General features: G+C 67.7%; 26 protein-coding genes. 13 read left to right on the top strand and 13 right to left on the bottom strand.

Annotation, left to right across the window (positions count from 1 at the left end; all coding sequences use genetic code 11):
* Positions 1-250: 250 nt before the first annotated feature.
* Complete coding sequence (locus tag ASE28_RS30495; protein WP_157412603.1) at positions 251-694, top strand: hypothetical protein; 444 nt, start codon at positions 251-253, stop codon at positions 692-694.
* A gap of 2 nt (positions 695-696) precedes the next feature.
* Positions 697-1,302, top strand: a complete 606-nt coding sequence (locus ASE28_RS30490; RefSeq protein WP_057203750.1) for a hypothetical protein — start codon at positions 697-699, stop codon at positions 1,300-1,302.
* A gap of 55 nt (positions 1,303-1,357) precedes the next feature.
* Here the strand turns inward: ASE28_RS30490 and ASE28_RS30485 are convergent, their stop codons facing one another.
* From ASE28_RS30485 to ASE28_RS30470, 4 genes are all read right to left on the bottom strand, one after another.
* Complete coding sequence (locus ASE28_RS30485; protein ID WP_057203751.1) at positions 1,358-2,524, bottom strand: ABC transporter substrate-binding protein; 1,167 nt, start codon at positions 2,522-2,524, stop codon at positions 1,358-1,360.
* Between the two features lie 139 nt (positions 2,525-2,663).
* Positions 2,664-3,401: an NAD-dependent deacylase gene (locus tag ASE28_RS30480; RefSeq protein ID WP_057203752.1), complete on the bottom strand. Its 738-nt coding sequence runs from the start codon at positions 3,399-3,401 to the stop codon at positions 2,664-2,666.
* 4 nt (positions 3,402-3,405) lie between these two features.
* Positions 3,406-4,152, bottom strand: a complete 747-nt coding sequence (gene rlmB, locus ASE28_RS30475; RefSeq protein WP_007859295.1) for a 23S rRNA (guanosine(2251)-2'-O)-methyltransferase RlmB — start codon at positions 4,150-4,152, stop codon at positions 3,406-3,408.
* Positions 4,153-4,319: 167 nt separating this feature from the next.
* Positions 4,320-5,015, bottom strand: coding sequence for an ABC transporter ATP-binding protein (locus ASE28_RS30470; RefSeq protein ID WP_007859298.1), 696 nt, complete (start codon positions 5,013-5,015; stop codon positions 4,320-4,322).
* A 15-nt stretch (positions 5,016-5,030) separates the two neighbouring features.
* Between ASE28_RS30470 and ASE28_RS30465 the strand changes: the two genes are divergently transcribed.
* Entirely contained in the window at positions 5,031-5,705 is a 675-nt protein-coding gene (locus ASE28_RS30465) for an arylesterase (RefSeq protein WP_057203753.1), read from the top strand.
* A gap of 69 nt (positions 5,706-5,774) precedes the next feature.
* Here ASE28_RS30465 and ASE28_RS30460 read toward each other — a convergent pair whose 3' ends face one another.
* The 3 genes from ASE28_RS30460 to ASE28_RS30450 form a co-directional block, all read right to left on the bottom strand.
* On the bottom strand, positions 5,775-5,960 hold the full coding sequence (locus ASE28_RS30460) for a hypothetical protein (protein ID WP_057203754.1): 186 nt from the start codon (positions 5,958-5,960) through the stop codon (positions 5,775-5,777).
* Positions 5,961-6,032: 72 nt separating this feature from the next.
* Positions 6,033-7,262, bottom strand: coding sequence for a PLP-dependent transferase (locus ASE28_RS30455; RefSeq protein WP_057269758.1), 1,230 nt, complete (start codon positions 7,260-7,262; stop codon positions 6,033-6,035).
* Positions 7,263-7,549: 287 nt separating this feature from the next.
* Positions 7,550-8,008: a BON domain-containing protein gene (locus tag ASE28_RS30450; protein WP_057203755.1), complete on the bottom strand. Its 459-nt coding sequence runs from the start codon at positions 8,006-8,008 to the stop codon at positions 7,550-7,552.
* 128 nt (positions 8,009-8,136) lie between these two features.
* On the opposite strand from ASE28_RS30450, the gene ASE28_RS30445 reads away from it, so the two are divergent.
* From ASE28_RS30445 to ASE28_RS30430, 4 genes are all read left to right on the top strand, one after another.
* Entirely contained in the window at positions 8,137-9,834 is a 1,698-nt protein-coding gene (locus tag ASE28_RS30445; protein WP_057269737.1) for a SulP family inorganic anion transporter, read from the top strand.
* An 84-nt stretch (positions 9,835-9,918) separates the two neighbouring features.
* A complete protein-coding gene (locus ASE28_RS30440; protein WP_057203757.1) occupies positions 9,919-10,686 on the top strand; it encodes a GGDEF domain-containing protein in 768 nt (255 codons plus the stop codon).
* Positions 10,687-10,696: 10 nt separating this feature from the next.
* Positions 10,697-11,551 (top strand): MinD/ParA family protein, encoded by an 855-nt coding sequence (locus ASE28_RS30435; RefSeq protein ID WP_057203758.1) that lies wholly within the window; start codon positions 10,697-10,699, stop codon positions 11,549-11,551.
* A 140-nt stretch (positions 11,552-11,691) separates the two neighbouring features.
* Positions 11,692-12,438, top strand: a complete 747-nt coding sequence (locus ASE28_RS30430; protein WP_057269736.1) for a sulfurtransferase — start codon at positions 11,692-11,694, stop codon at positions 12,436-12,438.
* Between the two features lie 57 nt (positions 12,439-12,495).
* Here ASE28_RS30430 and ASE28_RS30425 read toward each other — a convergent pair whose 3' ends face one another.
* The 4 genes from ASE28_RS30425 to ASE28_RS30410 all read right to left on the bottom strand — a co-directional run bounded on the left by ASE28_RS30425 (position 12,496) and on the right by ASE28_RS30410 (position 15,407).
* On the bottom strand, positions 12,496-13,395 hold the full coding sequence (locus ASE28_RS30425; RefSeq protein ID WP_057269735.1) for a pirin family protein: 900 nt from the start codon (positions 13,393-13,395) through the stop codon (positions 12,496-12,498).
* 240 nt (positions 13,396-13,635) lie between these two features.
* Positions 13,636-14,187, bottom strand: coding sequence for a flavodoxin family protein (locus ASE28_RS30420; protein WP_057269734.1), 552 nt, complete (start codon positions 14,185-14,187; stop codon positions 13,636-13,638).
* A 51-nt stretch (positions 14,188-14,238) separates the two neighbouring features.
* A complete protein-coding gene (locus tag ASE28_RS30415) occupies positions 14,239-14,652 on the bottom strand; it encodes a DoxX family protein (RefSeq protein ID WP_057269733.1) in 414 nt (137 codons plus the stop codon).
* Positions 14,653-14,705: 53 nt separating this feature from the next.
* Positions 14,706-15,407: a pirin family protein gene (locus ASE28_RS30410; RefSeq protein WP_057269732.1), complete on the bottom strand. Its 702-nt coding sequence runs from the start codon at positions 15,405-15,407 to the stop codon at positions 14,706-14,708.
* 105 nt (positions 15,408-15,512) lie between these two features.
* Here ASE28_RS30410 and ASE28_RS30405 point away from each other — a divergent pair, with 105 nt between their 5' ends.
* The 5 genes from ASE28_RS30405 to ASE28_RS30385 all read left to right on the top strand — a co-directional run bounded on the left by ASE28_RS30405 (position 15,513) and on the right by ASE28_RS30385 (position 20,463).
* Complete coding sequence (locus ASE28_RS30405) at positions 15,513-16,451, top strand: LysR family transcriptional regulator (protein ID WP_057269757.1); 939 nt, start codon at positions 15,513-15,515, stop codon at positions 16,449-16,451.
* A 75-nt stretch (positions 16,452-16,526) separates the two neighbouring features.
* The gene (locus ASE28_RS30400; RefSeq protein ID WP_157422185.1) at positions 16,527-17,684 is read left to right on the top strand and encodes an NAD(P)/FAD-dependent oxidoreductase; all 1,158 of its coding nucleotides are present in this window, start codon (positions 16,527-16,529) and stop codon (positions 17,682-17,684) included.
* A complete protein-coding gene (gene gluQRS / locus ASE28_RS30395) occupies positions 17,681-18,622 on the top strand; it encodes a tRNA glutamyl-Q(34) synthetase GluQRS (protein ID WP_057269730.1) in 942 nt (313 codons plus the stop codon). The genes ASE28_RS30400 and gluQRS overlap by 4 nt, the downstream gene beginning before the upstream one ends.
* Positions 18,580-19,383, top strand: coding sequence for a tRNA (guanosine(46)-N7)-methyltransferase TrmB (gene trmB, locus ASE28_RS30390; RefSeq protein ID WP_057269729.1), 804 nt, complete (start codon positions 18,580-18,582; stop codon positions 19,381-19,383). Before gluQRS ends, trmB begins: the two co-directional genes overlap by 43 nt.
* Before the next feature lie 36 nt (positions 19,384-19,419).
* Positions 19,420-20,463 (top strand): GGDEF domain-containing protein, encoded by a 1,044-nt coding sequence (locus tag ASE28_RS30385; protein WP_057269728.1) that lies wholly within the window; start codon positions 19,420-19,422, stop codon positions 20,461-20,463.
* 33 nt (positions 20,464-20,496) lie between these two features.
* On the opposite strand, the gene ASE28_RS30380 is transcribed toward ASE28_RS30385, so the two are convergent.
* Together ASE28_RS30380 and alaS are read right to left on the bottom strand one after the other, a co-directional pair.
* Complete coding sequence (locus tag ASE28_RS30380; protein ID WP_057269727.1) at positions 20,497-21,435, bottom strand: dienelactone hydrolase family protein; 939 nt, start codon at positions 21,433-21,435, stop codon at positions 20,497-20,499.
* Between the two features lie 22 nt (positions 21,436-21,457).
* Positions 21,458-24,091 (bottom strand): alanine--tRNA ligase, encoded by a 2,634-nt coding sequence (alaS, locus tag ASE28_RS30375; protein WP_057269726.1) that lies wholly within the window; start codon positions 24,089-24,091, stop codon positions 21,458-21,460.
* Positions 24,092-24,570: 479 nt separating this feature from the next.
* Here alaS and ASE28_RS30370 point away from each other — a divergent pair, with 479 nt between their 5' ends.
* Positions 24,571-25,485, top strand: coding sequence for a dihydrodipicolinate synthase family protein (locus tag ASE28_RS30370; RefSeq protein ID WP_057203768.1), 915 nt, complete (start codon positions 24,571-24,573; stop codon positions 25,483-25,485).
* The last annotated feature ends 20 nt before the right edge of the window (positions 25,486-25,505 follow it).

Here is a 25,505-nt window from a genome sequence, read left to right as displayed (position 1 = left end):
TGGCCGTCGCTCACCCCCCTGCCCCCCGTTGGAAACATCTTAGGCATGCCTTGCGCAAAACGCCAAGCCAAATATTCCCCAGGCGGGTTGCAGGCAGGCCCCGCCCTGTGCAGGACGACCGCAGGCACGGGGTTCGCCGCAGGCACCGCAGGTATCTGCAGGCGGTACCGCAGCAGGGAGGATCGCCGAGTGCGCGGATCCTGCAGGATACTTGGGCACCCCCACACCCGCCGCAAAGGACCCCATGGGCATGTTCACCCGCAACCTGCAGGCAGCACCCTTCGGTGCCCTGTCCGCCGAAGGCCAGTCCAAGGTCTGGGAAGGAACGGTCGGCATTGCCCACCTGGGCGACGGATTTGCCCTGCGCGTGCATGGCGCCAAACAGGGGCCGACGGCAGCGCAGGCCCAGGCTTTCTCGCGCTTGCTCGCCAATGCCCGGCAGATCCGCGACGACGCCACCCCGGCGCTCGTTGCCTTTCTGCTCGAATGCGAGGTGGTGCCACCGGGGGTTGCATTGAATGAAGGCACGCTCTGGGGCTTTCTGACGCCCTGCTTCATCGAAGTGCATCCCGACCACGGCCCGGGGGCCACGCAAAGTGCCTGCTCGGTGGGCTACGAGATTCCCTGGGAGCCAAGCCAGCTCGTCCACATCAACACCGCCAACGGTGCCTTCACCGACGTGCATTCGGAGTGACCATGGTGGCGCCATTCGACCGCCTGCGCCCGCTGCTCGCCCCCTGGGGCCACCTGCAACCCCAGCCCGCCAGCGACTGGCAAGGGCCCTTCCCTCTGCCCGCCATCGTGGAGGCCTTCTACCGCGAGGTGGGGCCCTGGGGCGAGACTTGGCATGCGTCGGTAGGCCCGGTGGGCCTCGCCATCAACGCGGGGGGCAACCCGGTGGACGTGCCGCCGCTGCACAAGCTCTGGGCACGGCAGGACGGCTATGCCTGGTCACGCAACCCCGACAACCCGATCAAGGGCTGGCCTGCACACTGGCTGGTGATCGCGCAGGAAGGCGCCAACCCATTCATCCTGGACCGCAACGACGGTAGCGTCTGGTTCGACATGGCGGGACGAGGAAACTTCAACGACCCGAACCGTTTTGCCGATGACCTGCCCACCGCGCTGGGCGCCATCGCCACGGTGGCCAACGCCCTGGCGGCCCTGGGCGACGATGCGCTCGACGACACCTATGAGCTCAAGGCCAGCAGCCGCGCGCAGGTGGCGCACGTGCTCGCGGCATTCACCGGCAGCGAAGCCACCGCGCAAGGCATGCTGCAGGCGTGGCGGTGGTACCTGTGAGCCTGGCGCAGCCGCTTGGTGCGCCGACCGCAGGCATGCAGGGAAAGGCCTTGGCTCAGCTCAGTCGGCGCGCGTTCTCGGCGTAGATGGCCAGGTAGATCGAGTCGGAGCCCACGTAGGGTGCCTTGCTGCCAAAGCCGACATTGAAGTCGCCGAACGAGAGCGAGCGGATACCCGCCAGGCCATTGCGCAGCTTGTCGCGGGTCAGGTCCTTGCCCGCGTTCTTCAGGCCTTCGATCATGATCTGGGCATTGACCCAGCCTTCCAGGGAGCTGCCGCTGTTGATGAAGGCGGCATTGGCACCCGTGGCCTTCATGGTGCTCTGGAACTTGCGCACCACCACCGACTTTTGCGAATTCGCGTCCGGGAACACCTGCACCAGGGCCATGCCGCGCGTGGCGGCGGCCAGCTTGGGCAGCTCCGACGAGATCACCGTGACCGACAGGCCGGCCAGCGGCACGCCGGCCGCCTTGGCACGGAATGGCAGCACGAAAGCCGTGTTGGCCGTGCCGGTGGTGGCCAGCAGCACGGCGCCCGGGCGCTCTGCGGCCACCTTCTCGGCCAGCTCGGCACCATTCTTGCCGTCCACCGCCAGGGCGAATTCGCCGGCGCGCTCGACCTTGATCTCATCGAGCGCGCGCGACATGTCCTTGAGCACTTCCTTGCCAAAGGGGTTGTCCAGGTAGACCACGGAAATGCGCTTGAGGCCCATCTCCACCACCTGCTTGACCAGGCGCTGGGTTTCGTCGCGGTAGCTCGGGCGCACGAAGAACACGTTGCGCTGCTCGGCCGAGCGCAGCGAGGGCGCACCCGTGATGGGGCCCACGGTGGGGATGCCCTTGCCTTCGATCAGCGGCAGGATGGCGGCCGTGTTGGCCGTTCCCAGGGGCGAGATCAGCGCGAAGATGGACTGCGCCTCCAGCATCTGCGTCACGTTCTGCAGGGTGCGGCTGGCGACGTAGGCATCGTCCTTGGCGTCCATGCGGATCTCGCGGCCGTGCACGCCGCCGGCCTGGTTCAGCTCGGCAAACGCGGCCTTCATGCCCGCCACCTGCTCGATGCCGGCCTGGCCCAGCGGCCCGGTCAGGGCAATGGAGCAGCCCAGGTTGATGTGCCTGGCCGACATCGGTTCTTCGGCAGCGCTCGCCGTGGAAGCCCACACAGGCAGGCTGGTGGCCGCAGCCATCTGGGTGGCGCGCAGGAGAAAGTGACGACGGCTCATGGTGTGAAGGTGCCCGGAGAATTGTGCAAAGGTGGCGCAGGCTACAGGCACGGCCCGTGACAACTTGTCCGGTCTGCGACAGTCTGTCGCACAAAGCGCACAATTTTGGGGCATGCCCCCTGAACCAGGCGTAGCCCGATCAGGCTTGCAGCAACTGCGGCAGCAGGGTTGCCGACGTACCGCGCAGCACGGCATCTGCGGCATCGTCGAGTTCGCTGGGGGCGGGGTTGACCACGACCACACGGGCACCGACCGCACGCGCCTGGCGCGCCAGGCCTGCAGCCGGGTACACGGCGCCTGCCGTGCCGGCGACCAGCATGAGGTCGCAATCCTGCGCCGCCCGCTCAGCGGCCTCGAACACGGCCAGCGGCAGCATTTCACCAAACCACACCACGCCGGGGCGCAGCCGGTTGCCACAGCGGTCGCAATGCGGCGGGCTGCCGGCCACTGCATCGTCGATGTGGCAGCAGTTGCGCGGCGTGTCGAGCCAGCGGTTGGCGAACAGATCGCCATGCAGGCACAGCACGCCCGTGCTGCCCGCGCGCTGGTGCAGGCCATCCACGTTCTGGGTGATCAGCGTGAGCCGCCCCGGGTGGGCCGCTTGGAAGGCCGCCAGCGCCAGGTGCCCGGCGTTGGGCGCCACGCCCTCCATCAACTGGCGCCGGTGCTGGTACCAGTTCCAGACCCGCTCGGGATGGGCGCGAAAGCCCTCCTCGGTGGCCATGTCCTCGGCGCGGAACTGGGCCCAGTAGCCCGTCTGCGCATCGCGAAAGGTGGGCACGCCCGATTCGGCGCTCACGCCCGCGCCGGTGAGCACGGCGATGTGCCGGGCCTCCTGCACCCAGGCGCGCACGGTGTCCAGGCGATCCTCCTGCATACGGTCAAGTCCTCTGGCGCAGCGCCTCGTAGAGGCAGACGCCGCTGGCGACAGACACATTGAGGCTTTCCACCGCGCCCTTCATGGGGATGCTGACCAGCTCGTCGCAGGTCTTGCGCGTGAGCTGGCGCATGCCGTCGCCCTCGGCGCCCAGCACCAGGGCCACGGGGCCCTTCAAGTCCACCTGGTAGACGGTCTTGGGCGCATCGTCGCTGGTGCCTATGCACCAGATGTTGCGCTCCTTGAGCTCGCCCAGGGTGCGCGCCAGGTTGGTGACCATGAAGTAGGGCATGGTTTCGGCCGCTCCGCTGGCGACCTTGGCCACCGTGGCATTGATGCCCACGGCGTGGTCCTTGGGGGCGATGACGGCATGGGCACCGGCACCATCGGCCACGCGCAGGCAGGCGCCCAGGTTGTGCGGGTCGGTCACGCCGTCGAGCACCAGCAGCAGCGGGTTCTCGACGCCAGCGGCTTCGAGGTTCTCCAGCAGCTCGTCGAGCGAGGTGATCTGGGCCACGGGCTCCACCCGCGCCGCCACGCCCTGGTGGCCATGGCTGCCGGCCAGCTTGGCGATGCGCTCGCTGTCAGCTTCGATCAGGCGGGCACCGGCCTCGCGGGCCCGGTCGAGGAACTGGCGCATGCGCGCATCGCGCCGCGTGACCTCGTAGTAGATCTCGATGACGGATTTGGGCGCGGTCTTCAGACGCACGCCCACGGCGTGGAAGCCGAAAAGAACTTTGGGGGAAGACATGCCCTGATTATCGACTGGACGAAGCTGATTCCCTATCAGCTGTCGATGGCGCTGTAGGCCCATGCAACTGGCGCGTCAAGGCCAGTGCCACCGTGGAACTGGCTTTGCCAGGCCACCGGTGGCGTCCCCCTTCCAGGGGGAAGGCGCGAAGCGCCTCAGGGGGTAGCCTAGTTCTCAGCAACCTGCCCGGCATCAATGGTGATGCGCCGCTCACAGCGCGCGGCGATGCCGCGGTCGTGCGTGACCAGTACCAGCGTGGTGCCCTGCTCGCGGTTGAGCTCGAACATGAGCTGCATGATGGTCTCGCCCGTCGCAAAGTCCAGGCTGCCCGTGGGCTCGTCGGCCAGCAGCACGGCCGGGTGCACCACGAAGGCTCGCGCCAGCGCCACGCGCTGCTGCTCGCCGCCCGAGAGCACCTTGGGATAGTGCGAAAGGCGCTGGCCCAGGCCCACGCGGGCCAGCATGTCGGCAGCGGCCTTGCGCGCGTCGCGCCGGTTGGCCAGCTCCAGCGGCAGCATCACGTTCTCCAGCGCGGTGAGGTTGCCCATGAGCTGGAAGCTCTGGAACACGAAGCCCACCTTCTGCGCGCGCAGCGCGGCGCGCTCGTCCTCGTCGATGGCGAAGAGGTCATGGCCGTCCAGGCGCACCGTGCCGCGCGTGGGCGTATCGAGCCCGGCGATGATGGACAGGAGCGTGCTCTTGCCAGAGCCCGAAGCCCCCACGATGGCCGCAGTTTCCCTTGGCGCCAGGCGGAAATCGATATCCCGCAGAATGTCCAGCGTACCGGTCGAATCCGTGACCGACTTGAAGACATGCTCGACGGCAATAATGGGGGTCACGGGCGATGGGGAAGATTCGGACATGAAAGGTTCTTTGCTTTGATTCGACATCTGCAGTATCGGCGCCACTTTATCCTCTCGGCAGGCATCCTGGGTTTGGCAGGGGTTTGCGCCCCCGCAGCCTGGGCACAGGCGCCTGCATCTTCCGCGCCAGGCGCGCCGGCCATTCTGGTGCTGGGCGATTCGCTGAGCGCCGAGTACGGCCTGGCGCGCGGCGCCGGCTGGGTGGCCCTCCTGGAAAAGCGGCTGCAGGAGGAAAAGATCGAGCGCCGCGTGGTCAATGCCAGCGTGAGCGGCGAGACCACCTCGGGCGGGCGCTCACGCCTGGCCGCCCTGCTGACCCAGCACAAGCCTGCCGTGGTGGTGATCGAGCTCGGCGGCAATGACGCGCTGCGCGGCCTGCCGCTCAAGAACACCGAAGAGAATCTGAGCGCCATGACCGATGCGGCGCAAAAGGCCGGGGCCAAGGTCTTGCTGGTGGGGATGCAGGTGCCGCCGAACTATGGCACCGACTACGCGAACCGGTTTGCCGGCCTGTTCACCACCGTGGCCCAGGCCAAAAAAGTGGCCGTGGTGCCGTTTTTTCTCAAGGGCGTGGCCGATGGCCCGGACCCTACCCGCCTGTTCCAGGCAGACCGCATTCACCCGCGTGCAGAGGCGCACCCGCAGATGCTGGCCAACGTGTGGCCAGAGCTGAAAAAGCTGCTGCGCTGAGCGCCGTGCTGCCGGACCCGCCTGCGGCCGTTGCGGCGCGGCAGGGTGCCGGACACGGCGGTCAAAGGCTCAGCCGCCTGGTGCGCCCGTGGGCTGGTTGCCGCCCGGTGCGCCATCGCCATTGCCACCGGCTGGCTGGTCACCCTGTGGGTCATCCGGCCTGCGCTGGGTTTTGGAGCGCAGCTTCTCTTCTTTTTTTTGCTTTTTTGCGAGCTCGCGCTGGCGCTTTTCGTATCCGTAGTTGGGTGTTGCCAAGGTGTTTGCTTCCTGAAGTAGAGGCCCACTGTAACAGCTAGGCCTGTGTTTGCCGACATACCCCCGCGCCCGTCAAGCGGGGGCAAAGGCCCGCTGCAGGGACTGCTGCAGGTCCTGGCGCAGGTCCTCCACCGCCTCCAGGCCGATGGAAAACCGCACCAGCGTCCCGGGCTTCAGGTGCGCCGTGGGCCGGCCGCGCATGCGCGCCAGCTCATAAGGAACCACAAGGCTCATGGGCCCACCCCAGCTGTAGCCCAGCTTGAACAGGCGCAGGCCGTCGCAGAAGGCGTCGACCTGGTCCTGGCCGAAGCGCGCATCGATCACCACGCTGAACAGGCCGGCCGCCGCGCCCGCACCGCCATAGGCTGCGCCGCACAGCGCCTTCCAGTGGTCATGGCCCGGCGCACCGGCCAATGCCGGGTGCAGCACCTGGGCGATGGCGGGCTGGCCCTGCATCCAGGACGCCAGGGAGCGCGCCGCCTCGTCGTGAGCGCGGTAGCGCAGGCCGATGCTGGGCAGCGAGCGCAACACCGCCTCGGCATCGTTGCCACCGACGCCCAGGCCCAGGCGCATGTGGGTGAGCTTGAGCTGCATGTGCAGCGCCTCGTCGCGCGTGACGATGCTGCCCATGAGCACGTCACCGCCGCCGCTGGGGTACTTGGTGAGGGCGTGGGCCGAGATGTCCACGCCCAGGCTGCCGTCGCCCAGCAGGTCGAACGGCGCGAACGCCAGGCCCGCACCCCAGGTGTTGTCCAGCGCCGTCGTGACGCCGCGCGCGCGGCAAATGCGCACCTGCTCGCACAGGTCGGGGAATTCCATGGTGACCGAGCCGGCCGCTTCAAGCCAGACCAGGCGGGTGGCAGGCGTGATGCGCGCGGCCAGATCGGCCGGATCGAGCGGGTCGTAGACCGCATGCGTGATGCCGAAGCGGCGCAGCTCGCCGTGGATCAGGTCCTTGCTCGGGCCATAGACATTGTCGGGAATCAGCAGTTCATCGCCGGGCTTGAGCAGCGCCAGTGCCACATTGGCAATCGCTGCGAGGCCGCTCGGGACCAACAGGCACTGCAGGCCGCCCTCCAGGGCGCACAGGCGCTCTTCGAGGATGAAGGTGGTGGGGGTGCCATGCAGGCCGTAGGTGTAGCCGCTCTTGTCCTTCCACTCGCGGCTGCGCATGGCGGCCACGTTGGGGAAGATCACGGTCGAGGCCTTGTAGACGGCAGTCTGGGGGGCCTGAAAGCCCGCAGGCGGAAGGTAATCGTGGTGGACGAGGCGGGAGGCGATGTCGGTGGCATGGTCTTGCATGCAGCCAATGGTAGCGCGCCGCACAAGGATCACCTTGTGCGGCGCGGCTCTTTTGCCATGGCCCCTGTTCGGGGGCAGGCAAAGGCCAGGGCATGGCCGATGGCTTGAATTGCACGCATTACTTGCATGGGCGGTCTTCGAATGCCAGTCCTCGCAATGAAGATGAAGGAGGCAGCCTGCTCGCTGCCCGACTGGCGGGTCGCAAGTCCATCCCTGCCCGGTGCGCGTGGGGTCCGGTATCTTTACAGTCCCGGGGCCCGGTGCAAGCCGTCAGGTACGGCTGTGCCTTAGCTCGGTGTGACGGTCAACTGGTTGTTGACCGAGGTAACGCCCTTCACGGCGGTGGCAATCGTCTCGGCACGCTCCTTGGCGGCAGGCGTGGTGGCGGGGCCGTTGAGCGTCACGGAGCCATTGACAGTATCCACATTGATCTTGATGGCGCTCAGGTCAGGATCCTTGGCCAGGCCTGCAGAGACCTGGGCTGTGATGGTGGCGTCGTCGATCTTTTCCATCGCGGTCTGCGAGCCTTGCTCCATCTTGTTGCCGGCACTTTGCATGGCGCTCTCGGCCTTGATGCGGGCTTCGGTGGCAGCCTGCTCGGTGCGGTCAACGGCCGAGTCCAGGCGCTGGCCCACGGTGGCGTCTTCGGTCTTGCTGCAAGCAGCCAGACCCAGCGCCAGAGCGCTGACGGCCAGCACGCTGGCGATGCGGTGAAGGGGGCGCTGAGCGGTAGTTGCGGTGTTCATGGGAAAGCTCCTTGCGGGTTGAAACATGCTTCGTACTTTAGGCAAACCGACGCGCGCACAGGGTCGGATAGCTCCGAAGTGGCTGTAGGACGCCAGGCAGCCCGCACAAGCGCGCGACAATCGGGGCCATGCCTTCCTTGCCCTCCCTGTCCCGCTGGTTTCCGTTTCTCGCCTGGCCCCGCCCCGACCGCCGCCTGCTCAAAGGAGAGTTTTCTGCCGGCATGACCGTGGGGCTGATGCTGGTGCCACAGGGCGTGGCCTATGCGGCCCTGGCCGGCATGCCGCTGGTGACCGGCATCTACGCCTCGCTGATCCCGGCCCTGGTGGCCGTGCTGTTCAGCTCCTCCACCCGGCTGGGCGTGGGGCCCACGGCCCTCACCAGCCTGCTGATCGGCGCCTCCCTGACCGGGCTGGCCGAGCCCGGCAGCGCGCAGTGGGTGGCCCTGGCGGCGTGGATGGCCCTGCTCTCGGGCCTGCTGCAGCTGGTGATGGGCATGGCACGCTTTGGCTGGCTGCTGAACCTGGTGACCTCGCCCGTGCTCAGCGGCTTCACGCAGGCGGCCGCGCTGCTGATCCTGGCCTCCCAGTTGCGCGCCTTCACCGGCCTGCGCTCGGACCTCGGCGCCCTGTGGTCCACCCCGTCGCTGGGCCATTTCGACCTGGTGGCTGCCGCCTTCGGCCTGGGCAGCCTGGCGCTGCTGGTGCTGGCCCGGCGCTGGCGCCCGAACTTTCCGGCCGCCATCGTGGTCGTGGGTGCTGCCGGGGCGCTGAGCTGGGCGCTGGGCTATGCCGACAGTGGCGGCTCGGTGGTCGGCACGCTGCCCGAGGGGCTGCCGTCCCTGTACTGGCCGGGCCTGCTGTCCTGGTCGCAGTTTTCCGCACTGGTGATGCCGGTGCTGGTGGTCACGCTGGTGAGCTTTCTCGAAACCGCCTCCAGCGCCAAGGTGGAGAGCCAGCGCTCGGGCGAGCGCTGGAACGAGAACCAGGACCTGATCGGCCAGGGCCTGGCCAAGATCAGCAGCGGCCTGTGCGGCAGCTTTGCCACCAGCGCCTCGTTCTCGCGCTCGGCCATCAACCTGTATGCCGGTGCCTGCACCGGCTGGGCCACGGTGTTCGCCATCGCCCTGGTGCTGGTGGTGCTGCTGTGGCTCACGCCGGCGCTCTACCACGTGCCGCAGTCGGTGCTGGCGGCCGTGGTGGTCACGGCGGTAACCAGCCTCATCAAGCCCGCCACCCTGCTGCGCCTGTGGCGCATCTCGCGTGTCGAGGCTGTGATGGCCGGCGTGACCTTTGCGCTGACGCTGGCCACCGCACCGCGCATGTACTGGGGCGTGCTGGTGGGGCTGGTGATGAACCTGAGCCACTTTCTGTACCAGCGCCTGCACCCGCGCATTATCGAGGTCGGCCTGCACCCCGATGGCAGCCTGCGCGACCGCCACCTGTGGCACCTGCCGCCCCTGGCCCCCCAGTTGCTGGCATTGCGCATGGATGCGGAGCTCGATTTCGGCTCGGCCAGCGCGCTGGAGCGGCATGTGATCGACCACCTGGCCGCCGACCCCGCCATCGTCCACCTGTGCCTCATGGCCCAGCCCATCAACCGCATCGACATCACCGGCGTGGAGACCTTTGCCGCGCTGCGCGCCCTGATGCAGGCGCGTGGCGGCATACTGCACGTGAGCGGCATGAAACTGCCGGTGGACCAGGTGCTGCGCCGCGCCGGCTTGCTAGAACCCGGCCCGGGGCTGCAGATGTACCGCACCGACGCCGAGGCCCTGCAGGCGCTGCAGCAGATACCACCGCCCGACCCTGAGGGTGCAGCCACCTGAGTCGTATCACCCCACGGCCCGCCCAGAAGCTGCATTTTTGCGCCGTCCCGCTGCTACACTGAACGAACTCTGCCTTATCCATTTGTGTCTGACTCTGCGGCCTCTCATCTCGTAGACCTGCGCGATCTGCGTCTGGACATTGCACACGCCCTCGTGGCGCAGGCGGCCGGCAGCGAAGCCTCCCTGCAACGCGAGGCACCGTCGCGCTACCTCCAGGGCCTGATCGACGGTCTGTGCGAACTCTCCCTCAAGGACCCCCTCACCGGGCTGGCCAACCGTCGGCATTTTCGCGCCGTGCTCGAGCGCGAGATCGACCGCGTGACGCGCTCGGGCGAGGCGGCCCTGCTGCTGATGCTGGACATCGACCACTTCAAGGCGGTCAACGACACCCATGGCCACCTGGCTGGTGACGTGGTGCTGCAGTCGGTGGCGCGCACCCTGAGCGCCTGCGTGCGCCCCATGGACACCCTGGCACGCTACGGCGGCGAGGAGTTCGCGGTGGTGCTGCCCGCCTGCCAGGCCGCGTTTGGCAAGGTGGTTGCAGAACGCATCCGCCGTGCCGTGGCCAACACACCTGTCAGAATCTCGCCCTCCGTGGAACTGAATGTCACGGTGAGCGTTGGCGGGGCCTTCGCCCTGCAATGGATCCGTTCGACCACCCTGCTGTGGACCGACCGGGCCGACCACCAGCTCTACCAGGCCAAATCGTCGGGCCGCAACCGGGTGAGCATCGAAGAGCAGCCCGACAGCACCGTCAGTGCCGAAGAGAAGAGCCTGTTGTTCGGCCCCTTGTACACCCCCTCGGGCTGGGGCGATCTGCCCCCGCTGGACCCAACAGGCAGCGCCAACTGAAAGTTAGAAGATGAGCGACGCGCTGTCCCCCCCACCCACATCCTCCGACGCCCCCCCCTCGCCCGGACGCCCTCCCGGCGCGGCGGCCACTGGTGCGCGCATCATTGCCATCACCAGCGGCAAGGGCGGCGTGGGCAAGACCTTCGTGTCGGCCAACCTCGCGGCGGCGCTCACGCGGCGCGGCCAGCGTGTGCTGGTGCTCGACGCCGACCTGGGCCTGGCCAACCTGGACGTGGTGCTCAATCTGCACCCCAAGATCACCCTGCACGACGTGTTCACCGGCAAGGCCTTGCTGGAAGACGCCGTGATCCAGGCGCCCGGCGGCTTCTCGGTGCTGCTGGCCGGCTCGGGCATGGTGGAGTATTCGCGCCTCACGCCCGAGGTGCGCAACCAGTTCCTGAATGTGATCCAGGCACTGGCGCCCAATTACGACGTGATCCTGCTGGACACCGGCGCCGGCATCTCGGACGTGGTGCTGTTCTCGATTTCGCTGGCCTCCGAGGTGCTGATCGTGGCCACGCCCGAGCCCACCTCGCTGACCGACGCCTACGCCGCCATCAAGGTGCTGGCCATGCAGCAAAAGCGCCAGCATGTGCGCATGGTGATCAACCAGGCCGCCCGCCCGGGCGATGGCCGGGCCATCACCAGCCAGCTGCAGCAGGTGCTGGACCGCTTCGTCAGCACCGAGACCGGCCGCGGCGTGCGGCTGATCCACATGGGCGACATCCCGGCCGACCCGTCGGTGCGCGACGCCGTGATGCGCCGCCAGCTGCTGCTGCTCAACACGCCGGGCTGCCCGGCGTCGCTGGCCATCGCCCAGCTGGCCAACAAGATCGAGACCACGCTGCTGGTACCCGCCCCCTGAGGGAACCTGGCGGGCAACCCGCCAGGCTACAGGCCAGGGGCCGGCAGCAGCGCGACAATCAGGCCGTAACCGCGCCCGTCCGGAGAGTCGCCCCCGGCAGAACACTCCTTTCCCAGAACCCGTGTAAACAGGCCATCGCCGTGAACGACGTCCTCAACATCTCCTGCTACCAATTCGTGCCGCTGCCCGATGCGCATGCGTTGCGCGACCTGCTGCACGAGCGCGCCACTGCGGCGCAGCTCAAGGGCACCATCTTGCTGGCCGAGGAAGGCATCAACTTCTTCCTGGCGGGCCCGGCCCAAGCGGTGCGCGGTTTCGTGGATGCGCTGCGCACCGACGCCCGTTTTGCCGACCTGGCGCCCAAGGAGAGCTGGTCGGACACGGTGCCCTTTCGCAAAATGCTGGTCAAGGTCAAGCGCGAGATCATCCGCATGGACCACCCCACCATCCAGCCCTCCACAGGCCGCGCCCCGGCGGTGACGCCGGCCACGCTGCACCGCTGGCTGGCGCAGGGCCACGACGACGAAGGCCGCGAGGTGGTGACGCTAGACACCCGCAACGCCTTCGAGGTCGACCACGGCACATTTGACAACGCCATCGACTGGCGCATCGACAAGTTCACCGAGTTCCCCCCGGCCCTGCGTGCCCACAAGGAGGAACTCGCCGACAAGACGGTGGTGAGCTTTTGCACGGGCGGCATCCGCTGCGAGAAGGCCGCCATCCTCATGCGCGAGGAAGGCCTGCCGCATGTCTACCAACTCGAAGGCGGCATCCTCAAGTATTTCGAGGAAACCGATGGCGCCCACTACCACGGCGGCTGCTTCGTCTTCGACGAGCGCCGGGTGCTGGCGGCCGACCTGTCCACCGACAAGCCTGAAGGGGCCTGACTGGTCCACTGAAACCGAGAAATCGGCGCCGATTTCTCGGTTTCAGTGGACCCTTGCTCAATCCGCGCGGAAACGGTGCTCCGGCAGCGGGATGAATTCCGTTTCGCCTGGCACCACCTTCATGCGGCCTGCTTCCCAGTCCCCGGCGGCCTGCACGATGCGCTCCTTGCGGCTGGAGACGAAGTTCCACCACATGTGGCGCGGCCCGTCGAGCGCGTCGCCACCGATGACCATCAGGCGCACGGCGCTGTCGCCGGCCTGCAGCCGCACGGGCGCCGCCGCAGCACCTGCGGGCAGTACCGCCAGGGTGTGGTCGGGCAAGGGCTCGCCGTCGAGCAGCAGCTCGGCATCCACGGGGTAGAGGGCCATTTCCTGCGCCAGGGCCGCCGGCAATTCCAGCACGCCGCCCGCAGGCAGTTGCACGTCCAGGTACAGCGTGGGCGCATAGGTCGCCACGGGCGAGGTCTGGCCAAAGGCGGTTCCGATCAGCACACGCACCACCGCATCACCGACCTGCACCTCGGGAATGGCAGCGGCCGGCGTGTGCACGAAGGAGGCATCGACCTCCTCGGCAGCCACCGGCAGCGCGGCCCACAGCTGGATGCCGTGGTTCACATAGGTCATGTCGGCCAAGCTCTCGGGCCGGCGCTCGGAGTGCACGATGCCGTTGCCGGCCGTCATCCAGTTGATGGCGCCGGGCTCGATCTGCTGCACGTAGCCCAGGTTGTCGCGGTGCATGATGGCGCCGGAGAACAGGTAGGTCACCGTGGCCAGGCCGATGTGCGGATGGGGCCGCACATCGTGCGCCGCGCCGGGCACCACCGACACCGGGCCGAAATGGTCGAAGAAGATGAACGGCCCTACCGAGCGGCACTGCACGGCAGGCAGCAGGCGCCGCACGGTGAAGCCGCCGCCCAGGTCCTTGGCATGGCCGGACAGGCGCAATGCGCCGCTCATGAGCGTGCTCCAGCGCACGGGGCGCGAAGACGATGGCATGGTTGCATGGGAGGCTCCTGTAGTCGTGGGGTTGGAATCAGTTCTTCATTGCGCTATGCGCCAGCTGCGACGCATGAAATTGGCACGGCCAAGGCCAGTGCCCCCGCGCAAGGGCCGCCCCGCCGCGCTGGGGGCGTCCCCCTCCCGGCTCGCGCAGCGAGACGAGAGAGGGGGAAGGCGCGAAGCGACACAGGGGGTGCTTCACTTAAAGCGTGCAGCCAGCTCGGCCACACGCTGTCCCAGGAAACGGGCTGTGTCCAAGTCGCCCGGCGCCATCTCGCCGGCCGAAGCGTCGGAAGGTGATTGCGCCATGGCACCACTGTAAGCGCCCAGCCAGTTCACGTCGTTGCGCGTGGCGGCCTTGGAGTTCGATGGCAGCACGCCCGCCCCCACCCACAGGCCGCCATGCTGCATGGCCAGGTGGAACAGGTAGTCGAGCGTGATCTGCTTGTCGCCATTGGTGGCGGCGCTGTTGGTGAAGCCGGCGAACAGCTTGTTCTTCCAGGCCTGGCTGAACCAGGGCTTGGACGATGCGTCGGCAAAGCGCTTGAATTGCCAGCTGGGCCCAGCCATGTAGGTCGGTGAGCCGAAGATGATGGCGCTGGCGGCGGCCAGGGTTTCCCAGCCGCCTTCGGGCAGGCTGCCGTCCGCATCGATGGCGATCAGCTGCGCACCCGCGCCATCGGCCACGGCCTGGGCCATGCGCTGGGTATGGCCGTAGCCCGAGTGGTAGACGACAGCGATCTGCAGCATGCGGCGGTTCCTTGCAACGTTAAAACGCCATCATGCCGCAGGATGGCGACGTCAGTTGGAAGAACGGCGTGCGTCCACGCTCCAGCCACCGGCGCCGAAGGCCGCCAGGGCCAGCAGGCCGCCGGTCACGCCCACGTTCTTGAAGAACATCAGCTGCTGCATCATCTGCTTGTCGGCCGGCAGTGCCCAGTAGGCATGGAAGAAGAAGCTGGCGACCAGCGTGAAGAACGCCAGGGCCAGTGCGGCAAACCGGGTACCGAAGCCGAAGACCAGCGCCAGGCCGCCCAGCACTTCCACGGCGGCGGCCAGGCCTGCCGCTACGGTGGGCATGGGCAGGCCCACGGAGGCGATGTAGCCCACGGTGCCGGCAAAGCCGGTGAGCTTGCCGATGCCGGCAGGCAGGAACAGGGCAGCCAGCAGCAGGCGCGAAGCCAGGGCCAGGGGGTTTTGCAGGGAATTGAACATGGTGGACTCCTTCAGGTAACAGGTAAAGAACAGGGGGCGGACAAAAAATTAGGTCAAGGGGCCAGATCGAACACCAGCACTTCGGCATCGCGGCCTTCGGTCAGTGCCAGGGCCGTTTCCTTCTCGATCAGCGCGGCATCACCGGCCGACAGCGCCTGCCCGTTGACCTGCAGCGCGCCACGCACCAGGTGCACATAGGTCTTGCGGGCCGGGTCGAGCGCCAGGGTGGCCGACTCACCGCCGTCGAACAGGCCGGCGTAGATCGTGGCGTCGGCGTGCACGGTCACGGAGCCGTCGGCCCCGTCGGGCGAGGCCACCCGGCGGAGCGTGCCGCGCTTTTCGGCATCGGTAAAGGCCTTTTGCTCATAGCCGGGTGCAATGCCCTGCACGTCGGGCAGCAGCCAGATCTGCAGAAAATGCGTGGTCTGACCCTCTGCATGGTTGAACTCGCTGTGCTGCACACCCGTGCCCGCGCTCATGCGCTGCACGTCGCCGGGCGGGATGCCCTTGATGTTGCCCATGCTGTCCTTGTGGGCCAACTCCCCCGACAGCACGTAGCTGATGATCTCCATGTCGCGGTGGCCATGGGTGCCAAAGCCCATGCCTGCGGCGATGCGGTCTTCGTTGATCACGCGCAGGTTGCCAAAACCCATGTGCTCGGGATCGTGGTAGCCAGCAAACGAGAAGCTGTGGTGCGACTGCAGCCAGCCATGGTCGGCGTAGCCGCGGTCTTGGGATTTGCGAACAGTCAGCATGGTGTGTAGCCCTTTCAAGACGCAACTTTAGGCCTGTGCTCCCTGTTCCGGGCGCTGGCACATTGATGGCATGATTCAAAAAAATTGAATTACCATGGCACCACCATGCAAAACCCACGCGATGTGCTGACCCCCGACAGCCTGGCCATGCTGCAGGTGATCGCCGAGGCCGGCAGCTTTGCGGCCGCAGCGCGCCAGTTGGGCCTGGTGCCAAGCGCGCTGACCTACCGCGTGCGCCAGATCGAGGATGCGCTGGACGTGCTGCTCTTTGACCGCAGCGCGCGCCAGGCCCGCCCCACAGAGGCCGGCGTGGAGCTGCTGCGCGAGGGCGCGCGGCTGCTGCAGGACATCGACGCCGTGGCCCACCGCGTGCGACGCGTGGCCACGGGCTGGGAGCCGCAGCTCACGATCTCGGTCGATGGCGCCATTTCCCCGCACACCATGATGGAGCTGGTGGATGCCTTCTACGCCATGGCGCCCCCCACCCGCCTGAAGCTGCGCGACGGCATCATGACCGGCACGCTGGAGGCCCTGACCTCGGGCCGGGCGGACCTGGCCATCGGCGTCACCATTGCCGGATCCAGCGTGGCGGGCCTGCAGCAGGCCACGCTGGGCGACCTGCTGTTCATCTACGTCGTGGCGCCGCACCATGCACTGGCATCGGTGCCCGAGCCCATCACCGACGCCACCCTGCTGCAGCACCGTGCCGTGGCGGTGGCCGACTCGGCGCTGCGCGGCGGCGCCACCATGGGCCTGCTGGGCGGGCAGGACGTGCTCACGGTGGACACCATGCAGGCCAAGGTGCGCGCCCAGTTGCGCGGGCTGGGCGGCGGCTTTTTGCCCGAGCCCATGGTGCGCCCCTACCTCGAAGCCGGGCGGCTGGTGACACGCAAGGTGGCGCGGCCCGAACGCCGCGTGCCCATCCACTACGCCTGGGGCGGCCCGGGCTTCACCGCGCCCGGCCGCGCGCTGCAGTGGTGGCTCAACCAGCTGCAAAGCCCCGCCACACGCCGCGCACTGCTGGAAAACCACCATCATTTCTGATGCGCAGCCCTGCGTGGGGCGTGTAGAGTGGTCGGTGTCGGAGTTTTCCTGCCAACCGTTCCCGAAAGGCCTCCCATGAGCAAACCTGTTTCTCGCCCTGCCAAACGGCCCCGACGCCCTGCACCCAGCCCTGCTGCTGCGGCGGCGACCACGACGACAACCCCCTCCACCCGCAAAACCGCCGGCAGTGCCAAGCCACCCCGGCATTTCGCCATCATCGGCGCCGGCATGGCCGGCATTGCCTGCGCCCGCACCCTGGTGCAGGCGGGCCACCAGGTCACCGTCTTCGAAAAATCCTCCGCCGCCGGCGGACGCACGACCACCGTCGACTCACCCTTTGGCGGCTTCGACGCCGGCGTGCAGTACTTCACCGTGCGCGATGCGCGTTTTGCGCGCGCCATCGACACCGTGCCCGGCGTGTGCAAGCGCTGGAGCGCCAATTCCGTGCGCGTGCTGGATGCTGCCGGCCGCGTGACCGCCGCCGGCCTGCCCACGCGCGAAGCGCACTGGGTCGCCAGCCCCGGCATGCAGTCGCTGGTGGCCACCTGGGCCGAACCGCTGGCCCAGGCCGGCCGGCTGATCACCGACACCTGCGTCACGCGCATCGAGCATGACGCCTTGAACGCCCCTGGCTGGCAACTGCGCACCGAAGGGCCCGACGGCGGCCACCACGTGTACGCCGGCTTCGACGCCGTGCTGCTGGCCCAGCCGGCCACGCCCGCGCAGGCCCTGCTGTCCACCTCGGCCATCGACAGCAGCCTGTCAGCGGCCCTGTCCAGCGTCGCCATCGCCCCCTGCTGGACATTGATGTTGGCCTACCCGCAGGCCGTGCGCCCGGGCCTGACCACCCTGGGCCCGCAGTGGAATGCCGCACGCAGCACGCACCACCGCATTGCCTGGCTGGCGCGCGAATCCTCCAAGCCCGGCCGCCCCAGCGTGGAGCGCTGGACCGTGCAGGCCAGCCCTGCCTGGTCGGCCGAACACCTCGAAGACGACGCCGAGCGCGTGCAGGCCAAGCTGATCAAGGCCTTTGCCGAGGTGACCGGCATCCGTGCACAACCCGCGCACGCCCAGACCCAGCGCTGGCGCTATGCCCAGACCACCCACCCCCTGGGCCGCAGCCACCTGTGGGACGCCCAGCTGGGCCTGGGTGCCTGCGGCGACTGGTGCCTGGGCCACCGCCTGGAAGATGCCTTCGTGTCCGGACTGGAGCTGGCACTCGCCGTGGCATGAAAGAAGGCGAGGACCCTGTGCAGGGCCCCGGGTCCGGCTACATCGGCCGTTTTGCGCCGTCGCCGACAGGGCCCCTGCATGCAGGCTCTCTGGTGGCCGCCCTGGCCAGTTGGCTCGACGCCCGCGCCTTCAACGGAGGGCGTGGCGGTCGCTGGCTGGTGCGCATCGAGGACGTGGACACCCCGCGCTGCATCCCGGGTGCAGGCGAAATCATCCTGCAGCAGTTGGCCGCCTGCGGCCTGGTGCCCGACGAGCCGCCGCTGTGGCAGTCCGCGCGCGGTGCCTTCTACCAGCAGGCACTGGATCGCCTGGTGGCCGAAGGCGCGGCCTACCCCTGCGCCTGCTCGCGCAAGGACATCGAGGAGGCGCAGCTCGCCCTCGGCCATGCGCGCGAGCGGCATGCAGCCCTGCCCTATCCTGGCACCTGCCGCCATGGCCTGAATGGGCGGGGCGGCCGGTCCTGGCGGTTTCGGGTGCCCGACGGCCTCTTGCCCACGCGCTGGAGCGACAGGCGCCTGGGTGAACAGCAGCAAGAGGTGGCGGCCGAGATCGGCGACTTCGTGCTGCGCCGCGCCGACGGCCTGTGGGCCTATCAATTGGCCGTGGTGGTGGATGACGCGGCCCAGGGCATTACCCACATCGTTCGAGGGGAGGATCTGGCCGACAACACCCCGCGCCAGATCCTGCTGCAGCGCGCCCTCGGCGCGCCCACGCCACAGTACCTGCATACCCCCCTGGTCCGTGGCGACAACGGGGAGAAACTCTCCAAGCAGAACGGTGCCCAGGCCCTGGACCTGCACGATCCCCTGCAGGCGCTGGCCCAGGCGGCACAGGCCCTGGGGCTGCCCGCGCTGGCACATCCACACAACACTTGCACGGGGGATGCGCTGGCGCAATGGGCCAATGCGTGGTTCAGAAACTACAATGGCCCATCGTGACCGAACTGCCAATCCTTTCCCCCGCCCCCGACAGTGCGGCACCCGCCGCCAGGGCCCCCCAAGCCGGCAACACCGCGCCCGCTGGCGTTGCCCACCCCAAGACCATCAAGAGCTTTGTGCGCCGCGCCGGGCGCACCACCACGGGCCAGGCCAAGGCCTTCGAAGACCTGGGCCCACGCTTCGTGCTGCCCTACACCGCCGCCCCGCTCGACGCCCCCGCCGCCTTCGGCCGCACGGCCCCGCTGATCCTGGAGATCGGCTTCGGCATGGGTGAAGCCACAGCCCATATTGCGCGCGTGCGCCCCGATGACAACTTTCTGTGCTGCGAGGTGCACGAGCCCGGCGTGGGTGCCCTGCTCAAGCGCATCGGCGAGCAGGAGATCGGCAACATCCGCATCCTGCAGCACGATGCCGTCGAGGTCATCGACCACATGCTGGCCCCGGCCAGCCTCGATGGCGTGCACATCTTCTTTCCCGATCCCTGGCACAAGACCAAGCACAACAAGCGCCGGCTGATCCAGTCGCCGCTGGTCGCCAAGCTGGCCGCCCGGCTCAAGCCTGGCGGCTATCTGCACTGCGCCACCGACTGGCAACCCTACGCCGAACAGATGCTGCAGGTGCTGGGTGCCGAGCCCCTGCTGGCCAACACCGCCGACGGCTTTGCGCCGCAGCCGGACTACCGCCCACTGACCAAGTTCGAGAACCGCGGCCTGCGCCTCGGGCATGGCGTGTGGGATATTGTGTTTGTGCGGCGCAATTAGCGCCCCCTCCACCGGACGACCGCCATCACCGCGCCTATGAAGCCCATCCTGCAACACCTGGTTGAAATGACCGGCCACCGCGACCACCTGCGGCTGGAGGTGTCGGTGCTCTCCACCCTGCAAAAACTCAGCGGCATCAAGGCGGTCCGGGCGCTGGAGCTGTTCACAGACAAGGGCGTGGCCCATGTGCGCCCACGCACCTGGGTGGAGGACGGGCAACTGGTCTCCACCGACTCCGAGGCTGCCGCCGACCCCCGGCGCGAACTGCTGGAGCAGTACCCCGAGCTGTGCGAATGCGTGAAGAGCCAGGGCAACAGCGCGCTTTCGCACCGCCCCGGGCGCCATACGCTGTGGCTGCCGGTATGGATGCACGAGAAGGTCAGCACCTGCCTGGAGATCACGCAGTCGCGCCCGTTCTCGGCCCACAAGCTCGAAGTCATCAAGGGCGTGTTCCTGGTCTACCAGAACTACCAGAACCTGCTGGACTACAGCGAACGCGACGCGCTGACCGGCCTGTTCAACCGCAAGACCTTCGACGAGCAGTTCTCCCGCACCGCCAGCGGCCTGAGCAGCAACCGCCCGCAAAGCGCCGAAGCGCTGGTCACCGAAGAAGTGGCCTCCGAAAGCGAGCCCGCGCAGAACTGGCTGGCCGTGGTGGACATCGACCACTTCAAACTGGTCAACGACCGCTTCGGCCACCTCTACGGCGATGAGGTGCTGATCCTGATCGCCAACATCCTGCGCACCTCGTTCCGCTCTCACGACCGCATTTTCCGCTTTGGTGGCGAGGAGTTCGTGGTGCTGCTGCGCAACATCACGCTGGCACGGGCGCACAAGGTGTTCAACCGCTTCCGCGAGACCGTGCAGGAGTACGACTTTCCGCAGGTGGGCCGCGTGACGGTGAGCCTGGGTTTCGTCGGCACCTCGCGTGGCTCCCCGGTCGAAATCCTGGGCCAGGCCGATCAGGCGCTCTACTACGCCAAGGAGCACGGCCGCAACCAGGTCTGCTTCTACGAAGACCTGATTGCCGGCGGGCACCTCACGGCCAAGGTCTCCAACGACGATGTAGAGCTGTTCTGACCCGCCGAGGGCCTACCGCAGGCCTTCTGCAGGTCAGCGGTTGAACGCCTTGCCCAGGGCGGCCAGCAACTCCTTGCGCGACTGCTCGCGCGCCACCGGGTGGCCACCCACATGCACGCCCTGCCCCGGGTACACGCCGTTGGGCACGTCGGTGCGCAGGCGCAAGGGCACGGTGCCATCGAAGCCATGGTAGGCGCCCTCGTAGGCCACCACCCGCACCTCGCGGCTGCCCGGGATGTCGTCGCGTGGTGTGCCGCGCGGCGCCGCCAGGGCCTGGCAGGGTGCGGCAGGGGTCCAGTCGTCCGCCTTGCCGACGAGCATCAGCGTGTCGGCGGACGGCCTATAGCCGCCGCGCAGGTCGGAGCCACAGCCGGGGTAGAACGCCACGGCAAGGCGGGGCAGCACCTTCGCCGCCGCCACGTCAGCATGGCGCAGGTTGCTGGCGGCCAGCACGGCACTGCCGCCGTGCGACCAGCCCAGCAGCGCCAGCCGCTGGCCGTCCACGCCCGGCTGGGCGGCCAGCCACTGCAGGGCGGCCAGCGCATCGCGGCGGCGGTCGTTCTGGTTGATCTTGCGCGTGCCCACGCGCTGGGTGCACAGCTCCTTTTCGCCGCGCGGTGTCAGCGAATCCACGGCCAGGGCATGCCAGCCCTGCTGGTTGAGCAGGTCCGAATACTCGCGCATGCGCTCTGCCGGCTGGCCGCGCCGGTTGAGCATGCCGCCACAGCCGTGCAGCATGACCACGGCAGGCAGGGGCCTGGTGTCCTTGCCGGTGGCCGGGGCCAATGCGGCGGGCGGACGGTACCACCAGGCCTGCAGGGTCACCGTGCCACCCGACTCACCGGCAGGCGCCTGGAACTGCACGCGCTCCACAGCATCCGACGGGGCGCCTGCGGCACAGGCCATCCATAGCCCCAAAGCCATGGCGAGCAGGCAGCGGCCCGGTTTGGGGATCAGTCCAGGCAGGTCCATCGGGTGTACCTGCCGTGGCAAATCAGGCGCGCTCGCGCACCCAGGCCTCGACGCTGGCCAGCGCAGCAGGCAGGCCCGCCGCATTGGTGCCACCGGCCATGGCCATGTCGGGCTTGCCGCCGCCCTTGCCGCCGACCTGCTGGGCAACGAAGTTGACCAGCTCGCCGGCCTTGACCTTGCCGATGCTGTCGGCCGTCACGCCTGCAGCGATCTGCACCTTGTCGCCATCGATGGCGGCCAGCACGATGGCGGCGGTCTTGAGCTTGTCCTTGAGCTTGTCCATGGTGTCGCGCAGGGTCTTGGCGTCGGCGCCGGGCAGGGCCGCAGCCAGCACCTTGATGCCGTTCACGTCCACCGCCTGGCCCACCAGCTCGTCGCCCTGGCTCGATGCCAGCTTGCCCTTGAGTGCTGCGATTTCCTTTTCCAGGGCCTTGACGCTGTCCAGGGTCTGGCCGATGCGGTGGTTGAGCTCGGCCACCGGGGTCTTGAAGGTGCCGGCCGCCTGGTTCACCGTGTCTTCGAGCTGCTGCAGGTAGGCCAGCGCGTTGGTGCCGGTCACCGCCTCGATGCGGCGCACGCCTGCGGCCACGCCGCCTTCGGCCACCACCTTGAACAGGCCGATGTCGCCCGTGCGCTGCACATGCGTGCCGCCGCACAGCTCGCGGCTGGTGCCGATGTCGAGCACGCGCACGGTCTCTCCGTATTTCTCGCCAAAGAGCATCATGGCGCCGGTCTTCTGGGCCGATTCGATGTCCATCACGCGCGCCTGCGTGGGCACGTTGGCCAGCACCTCCTCGTTCACCAGGCGCTCGATCTCGCGCACCTGGGCATCGGTCACGGGGGCGTTGTGGGCAAAGTCGAAGCGCGTGCGCTCGGCGTTCACCAGGCTGCCCTTTTGCTGCACATGCGTGCCCAGCACTTCGCGCAGGGCCTTGTGCATCAGGTGGGTGGCCGAGTGGTTGCGCACCGTGGCGGCGCGCACGGCTGTGTTGACCTCGGCCTGCACGGTGTCGCCCACGTTCAGCGTGCCCTCTTCGAGCGTGCCGTGGTGGCCGTACACGTCGGCCTTGACCTTGAGCGTGTCACCCACCGCAAAGCGGGCAGAGCCGCTGGTGATGGTGCCTTCGTCACCCACCTGGCCGCCGCTTTCGGCGTAGAAGGGGGTGGTGTCGAGCACCACCACGCCGTTCTGGCCGGCCTTGAGGGCTGCACTGCTGGTGCCGTCCACGTAAATGGCGGTGATCTTGGCCGTCTCGGCCAGTTGCTCGTAGCCCGTGAAGCGGTTCACATCGCCGGTGTACTCCAGCGCCTTGTCCATCTTGAACTTGCCGGCGGCGCGGGCCTTGCGCTTTTGCTCTTCCATGGCGACCTTGAAGCCGGCCTCGTCCACCTCGACATCGCGCTCGCGGCAGACGTCGTTGGTCAGGTCCAGCGGAAAGCCATAGGTGTCGTGCAGCTTGAAGGCCACGTCGCCAGGCAGCACCTTGGCATCGCCTGCCAGGGCCGTGTCCAGGATTTCCATGCCGTTGGCCAGGGTCTCGAAGAAGCGCTCTTCCTCGGCCTTGAGCACTTCGGTGATGCGCTGCTCCTGCTCGCGCAGCTTGGGGTAGGCGTCGCCCATCACGCGCACCAGTTCGGCCACCAGCTTGTGGAAGAACGGAGTCTTCTTGCCCAGCTTGTAGCCGTGGCGGATGGCGCGGCGCACGATGCGGCGCTGCACGTAGCCGCGGCCTTCGTTGCTGGGGATCACACCGTCGCTCACCAGGAAGGCGGTGGCGCGGATGTGGTCGGCGATCACGCGCAGGCTCTTGTTGTTCAGGTCGGCCACGCCGGTCTCACGGCCGGCGGCCTTGATCAGCGCGTCGAAGAGGTCGATCTCGTAGTTGCTGTGTACATGCTGCAGGATGGCGGCCAGGCGCTCCAGGCCCATGCCGGTGTCCACGCAGGGCGCGGGCAGCGGGCTGACCGAGCCGTCTTCGGCCATGTCGAACTGCATGAACACGTTGTTCCAGATCTCGATGAAGCGGTCGCCGTCTTCATCGGGGCTGCCGGGGGGGCCGCCGGGGATGTGGTCGCCGTGGTCGTAGAAGATCTCGCTGCAGGGGCCGCAGGGGCCGGTGTCGGCCATCATCCAGAAGTTGTCGGACTTGTAGCGGCCGCCCTTGTTGTCGCCGATGCGGATCACGCGCTCGGGCGGCAGGCCGATCTCCTTGGTCCAGATGTCGTAGGCCTCGTCGTCCTCCTGGTACACGGTGGCCAGCAGGCGCTCGGGGGGCAGCTTGTACACGGTGGTCAGCAGCTCCCAGGCCCAATGCAGCGACTCGCGCTTGAAGTAGTCGCCAAAGCTCCAGTTGCCCAGCATCTCGAAGAAGGTGTGGTGGCGCGCGGTGTAGCCCACATTCTCCAGGTCGTTGTGCTTGCCGCCGGCGCGCAGGCAGGCCTGCACCGATACCGCGCGGTTGTAGGGGCGCTTGTCCGTGCCCAGGAACACGTCCTTGAACTGCACCATGCCGGAGTTGGTGAACATCAGCGTCGGGTCGTTGCCCGGCACCAGCGAGCTCGAGGGCACGATAGTGTGGCCCTTGGAGGCGAAAAAGTCCAGGAAGGACTTGCGGATGTCTGCAACCGAGATCGAAGGCGTGGTGTTGTTGGTCATGGGCGAAAAGGGGCAACGGGCCTGGAACGAATGGTGGGCCGCTCGCGCAGGGCGCGGCAACCCCATTTTTGGAGATAACCACAGATTCTATCGAGGCAGCAAGCTGAAACGGCTTGCGGCCTCTAGAGACACTGCACTTGACTGTCCCGAACGCGGCTGGCAAGGGCCTCGAAGCAGCATCGCAAGGGCGTTGCGGGTCTGGGATCCCTTCGCATCCGCCCCGCACCAAAGTCATGCCCCGTTGCGGTGCCCAGCGCCCAACAACGATGCACGAAGGCCCCCTGGCAGGCTTCTTCAGCCCCCGAACGCCCGGATGCAGCCCATCCAAGCGCAAATTCGGCTGGCACGCAAGCTGCTAAATACCCTCACAAGATATTTCAAATATTTTCTTAATATATTTACCAACGACACCGATTCATCCCAGCCACTGCTTTCCTTCACCCCCTTCGTTCCTTCTTTCTTCCCCAGGAGTTCACCCCATGAGCAATCCCCGCTGGCAAGGCATCTTCCCCGCCATCACCACCAAGTTCCACGCCGACGAGAGCATCGATGCCGAAGGCACGGCGCGCCACATCGACTTCCAGATCCGCAACGGCATCCACGGCCTGGTGACCTGCGGCTCGCTGGGCGAGGCCAGCACCCTCACGCTGGAAGAAAAGCTGCAGGTCGCCAAGATCGCGCTCGACGCCGCCGATGGCCGCGTGCCCGTGCTGGCCAACGTCTCGGAGACCAGCACCCGCGAGGCGCTGCGCTACATCGATGGCGGCAACAAGCTGGGCGTGGCCGGCTACATGGTGATGCCCTCGGTGATCTACGTGGCCGATGCGCGCGAAGCCATGGCCAATGTGCGCGCCATGGCCAAGGTGGCACAGAAGCCGCTCATGGTCTACAACAACCCCGTGGCCTACCGCGTGGACCTGAAGCCCGAGCACATGCTGGAACTGGCCGACTGCGAGTGGATCGCCGCCATCAAGGAGAGCACGGACAACATCCGCCGCATCACCGACCTGCGCAACACCGTGGGCGATCGCTACCAGCTCTTCCTGGGGGTGGACGACCTGGCCTACGAAGGTCTGGCCCTGGGCTGCGACGGCCTGCTGGCCGGCGTGGGATGCGCCTTCCCGCGCGAGACCGTGGCGCTGTACGACCTGATGAAGGCCGGCCGCTTTGCCGAAGCGCTCAAGCTGTACCAGTGGATGACGCCGATGCTGCACCTCGATGTATCGACCAAGCTGGTGCAGAACCTCAAGCTCATCGACGTGCTGGTGGGCGTGGGCACCGAGCACATGCGCCGCCCGCGCCTGCCGCTGATCGGCGAGGAGCGCGCCTTCATCGAGCGCGTCGTGAAGAAGGCGCTGGACACGCGCCCCACCGAGTACCAGTCGGTCGCCTGAGCGCCCGCGCCCTCCCCCAC

The organism is Acidovorax sp. Root219, from assembly GCF_001428665.1.
Taxonomy (GTDB): domain Bacteria; phylum Pseudomonadota; class Gammaproteobacteria; order Burkholderiales; family Burkholderiaceae_C; genus Acidovorax.
The sequence above is the reverse complement of the archived record's forward strand: the minus strand, read 5'-3'. Positions and strand labels throughout refer to the sequence as shown.

Bases quoted from the DNA above. Each gene is read 5' to 3' on its own strand.
- ASE28_RS30495 (WP_157412603.1), top strand. From the start codon at position 251: ATGTTCACCCGCAACCTGCAGGCAGCACCCTTCGGTGCCCTGTCCGCC.
- ASE28_RS30490 (WP_057203750.1), top strand. From the start codon at position 697: ATGGTGGCGCCATTCGACCGCCTGCGCCCGCTGCTCGCCCCCTGGGGC.
- ASE28_RS30485 (WP_057203751.1), bottom strand. From the start codon at position 2,524: ATGAGCCGTCGTCACTTTCTCCTGCGCGCCACCCAGATGGCTGCGGCC.
- ASE28_RS30480 (WP_057203752.1), bottom strand. From the start codon at position 3,401: ATGCAGGAGGATCGCCTGGACACCGTGCGCGCCTGGGTGCAGGAGGCC.
- rlmB (WP_007859295.1), bottom strand. From the start codon at position 4,152: ATGTCTTCCCCCAAAGTTCTTTTCGGCTTCCACGCCGTGGGCGTGCGT.
- ASE28_RS30470 (WP_007859298.1), bottom strand. From the start codon at position 5,015: ATGTCCGAATCTTCCCCATCGCCCGTGACCCCCATTATTGCCGTCGAG.
- ASE28_RS30455 (WP_057269758.1), bottom strand. From the start codon at position 7,262: ATGCAAGACCATGCCACCGACATCGCCTCCCGCCTCGTCCACCACGAT.
- ASE28_RS30450 (WP_057203755.1), bottom strand. From the start codon at position 8,008: ATGAACACCGCAACTACCGCTCAGCGCCCCCTTCACCGCATCGCCAGC.
- ASE28_RS30445 (WP_057269737.1), top strand. From the start codon at position 8,137: ATGCCTTCCTTGCCCTCCCTGTCCCGCTGGTTTCCGTTTCTCGCCTGG.
- ASE28_RS30435 (WP_057203758.1), top strand. From the start codon at position 10,697: ATGAGCGACGCGCTGTCCCCCCCACCCACATCCTCCGACGCCCCCCCC.
- ASE28_RS30425 (WP_057269735.1), bottom strand. From the start codon at position 13,395: ATGAGCGGCGCATTGCGCCTGTCCGGCCATGCCAAGGACCTGGGCGGC.
- ASE28_RS30420 (WP_057269734.1), bottom strand. From the start codon at position 14,187: ATGCTGCAGATCGCTGTCGTCTACCACTCGGGCTACGGCCATACCCAG.
- ASE28_RS30415 (WP_057269733.1), bottom strand. From the start codon at position 14,652: ATGTTCAATTCCCTGCAAAACCCCCTGGCCCTGGCTTCGCGCCTGCTG.
- ASE28_RS30410 (WP_057269732.1), bottom strand. From the start codon at position 15,407: ATGCTGACTGTTCGCAAATCCCAAGACCGCGGCTACGCCGACCATGGC.
- ASE28_RS30405 (WP_057269757.1), top strand. From the start codon at position 15,513: ATGCAAAACCCACGCGATGTGCTGACCCCCGACAGCCTGGCCATGCTG.
- ASE28_RS30400 (WP_157422185.1), top strand. From the start codon at position 16,527: ATGAGCAAACCTGTTTCTCGCCCTGCCAAACGGCCCCGACGCCCTGCA.
- gluQRS (WP_057269730.1), top strand. From the start codon at position 17,681: ATGAAAGAAGGCGAGGACCCTGTGCAGGGCCCCGGGTCCGGCTACATC.
- trmB (WP_057269729.1), top strand. From the start codon at position 18,580: ATGGGCCAATGCGTGGTTCAGAAACTACAATGGCCCATCGTGACCGAA.
- ASE28_RS30385 (WP_057269728.1), top strand. From the start codon at position 19,420: ATGAAGCCCATCCTGCAACACCTGGTTGAAATGACCGGCCACCGCGAC.
- ASE28_RS30380 (WP_057269727.1), bottom strand. From the start codon at position 21,435: ATGGACCTGCCTGGACTGATCCCCAAACCGGGCCGCTGCCTGCTCGCC.
- alaS (WP_057269726.1), bottom strand. From the start codon at position 24,091: ATGACCAACAACACCACGCCTTCGATCTCGGTTGCAGACATCCGCAAG.
- ASE28_RS30370 (WP_057203768.1), top strand. From the start codon at position 24,571: ATGAGCAATCCCCGCTGGCAAGGCATCTTCCCCGCCATCACCACCAAG.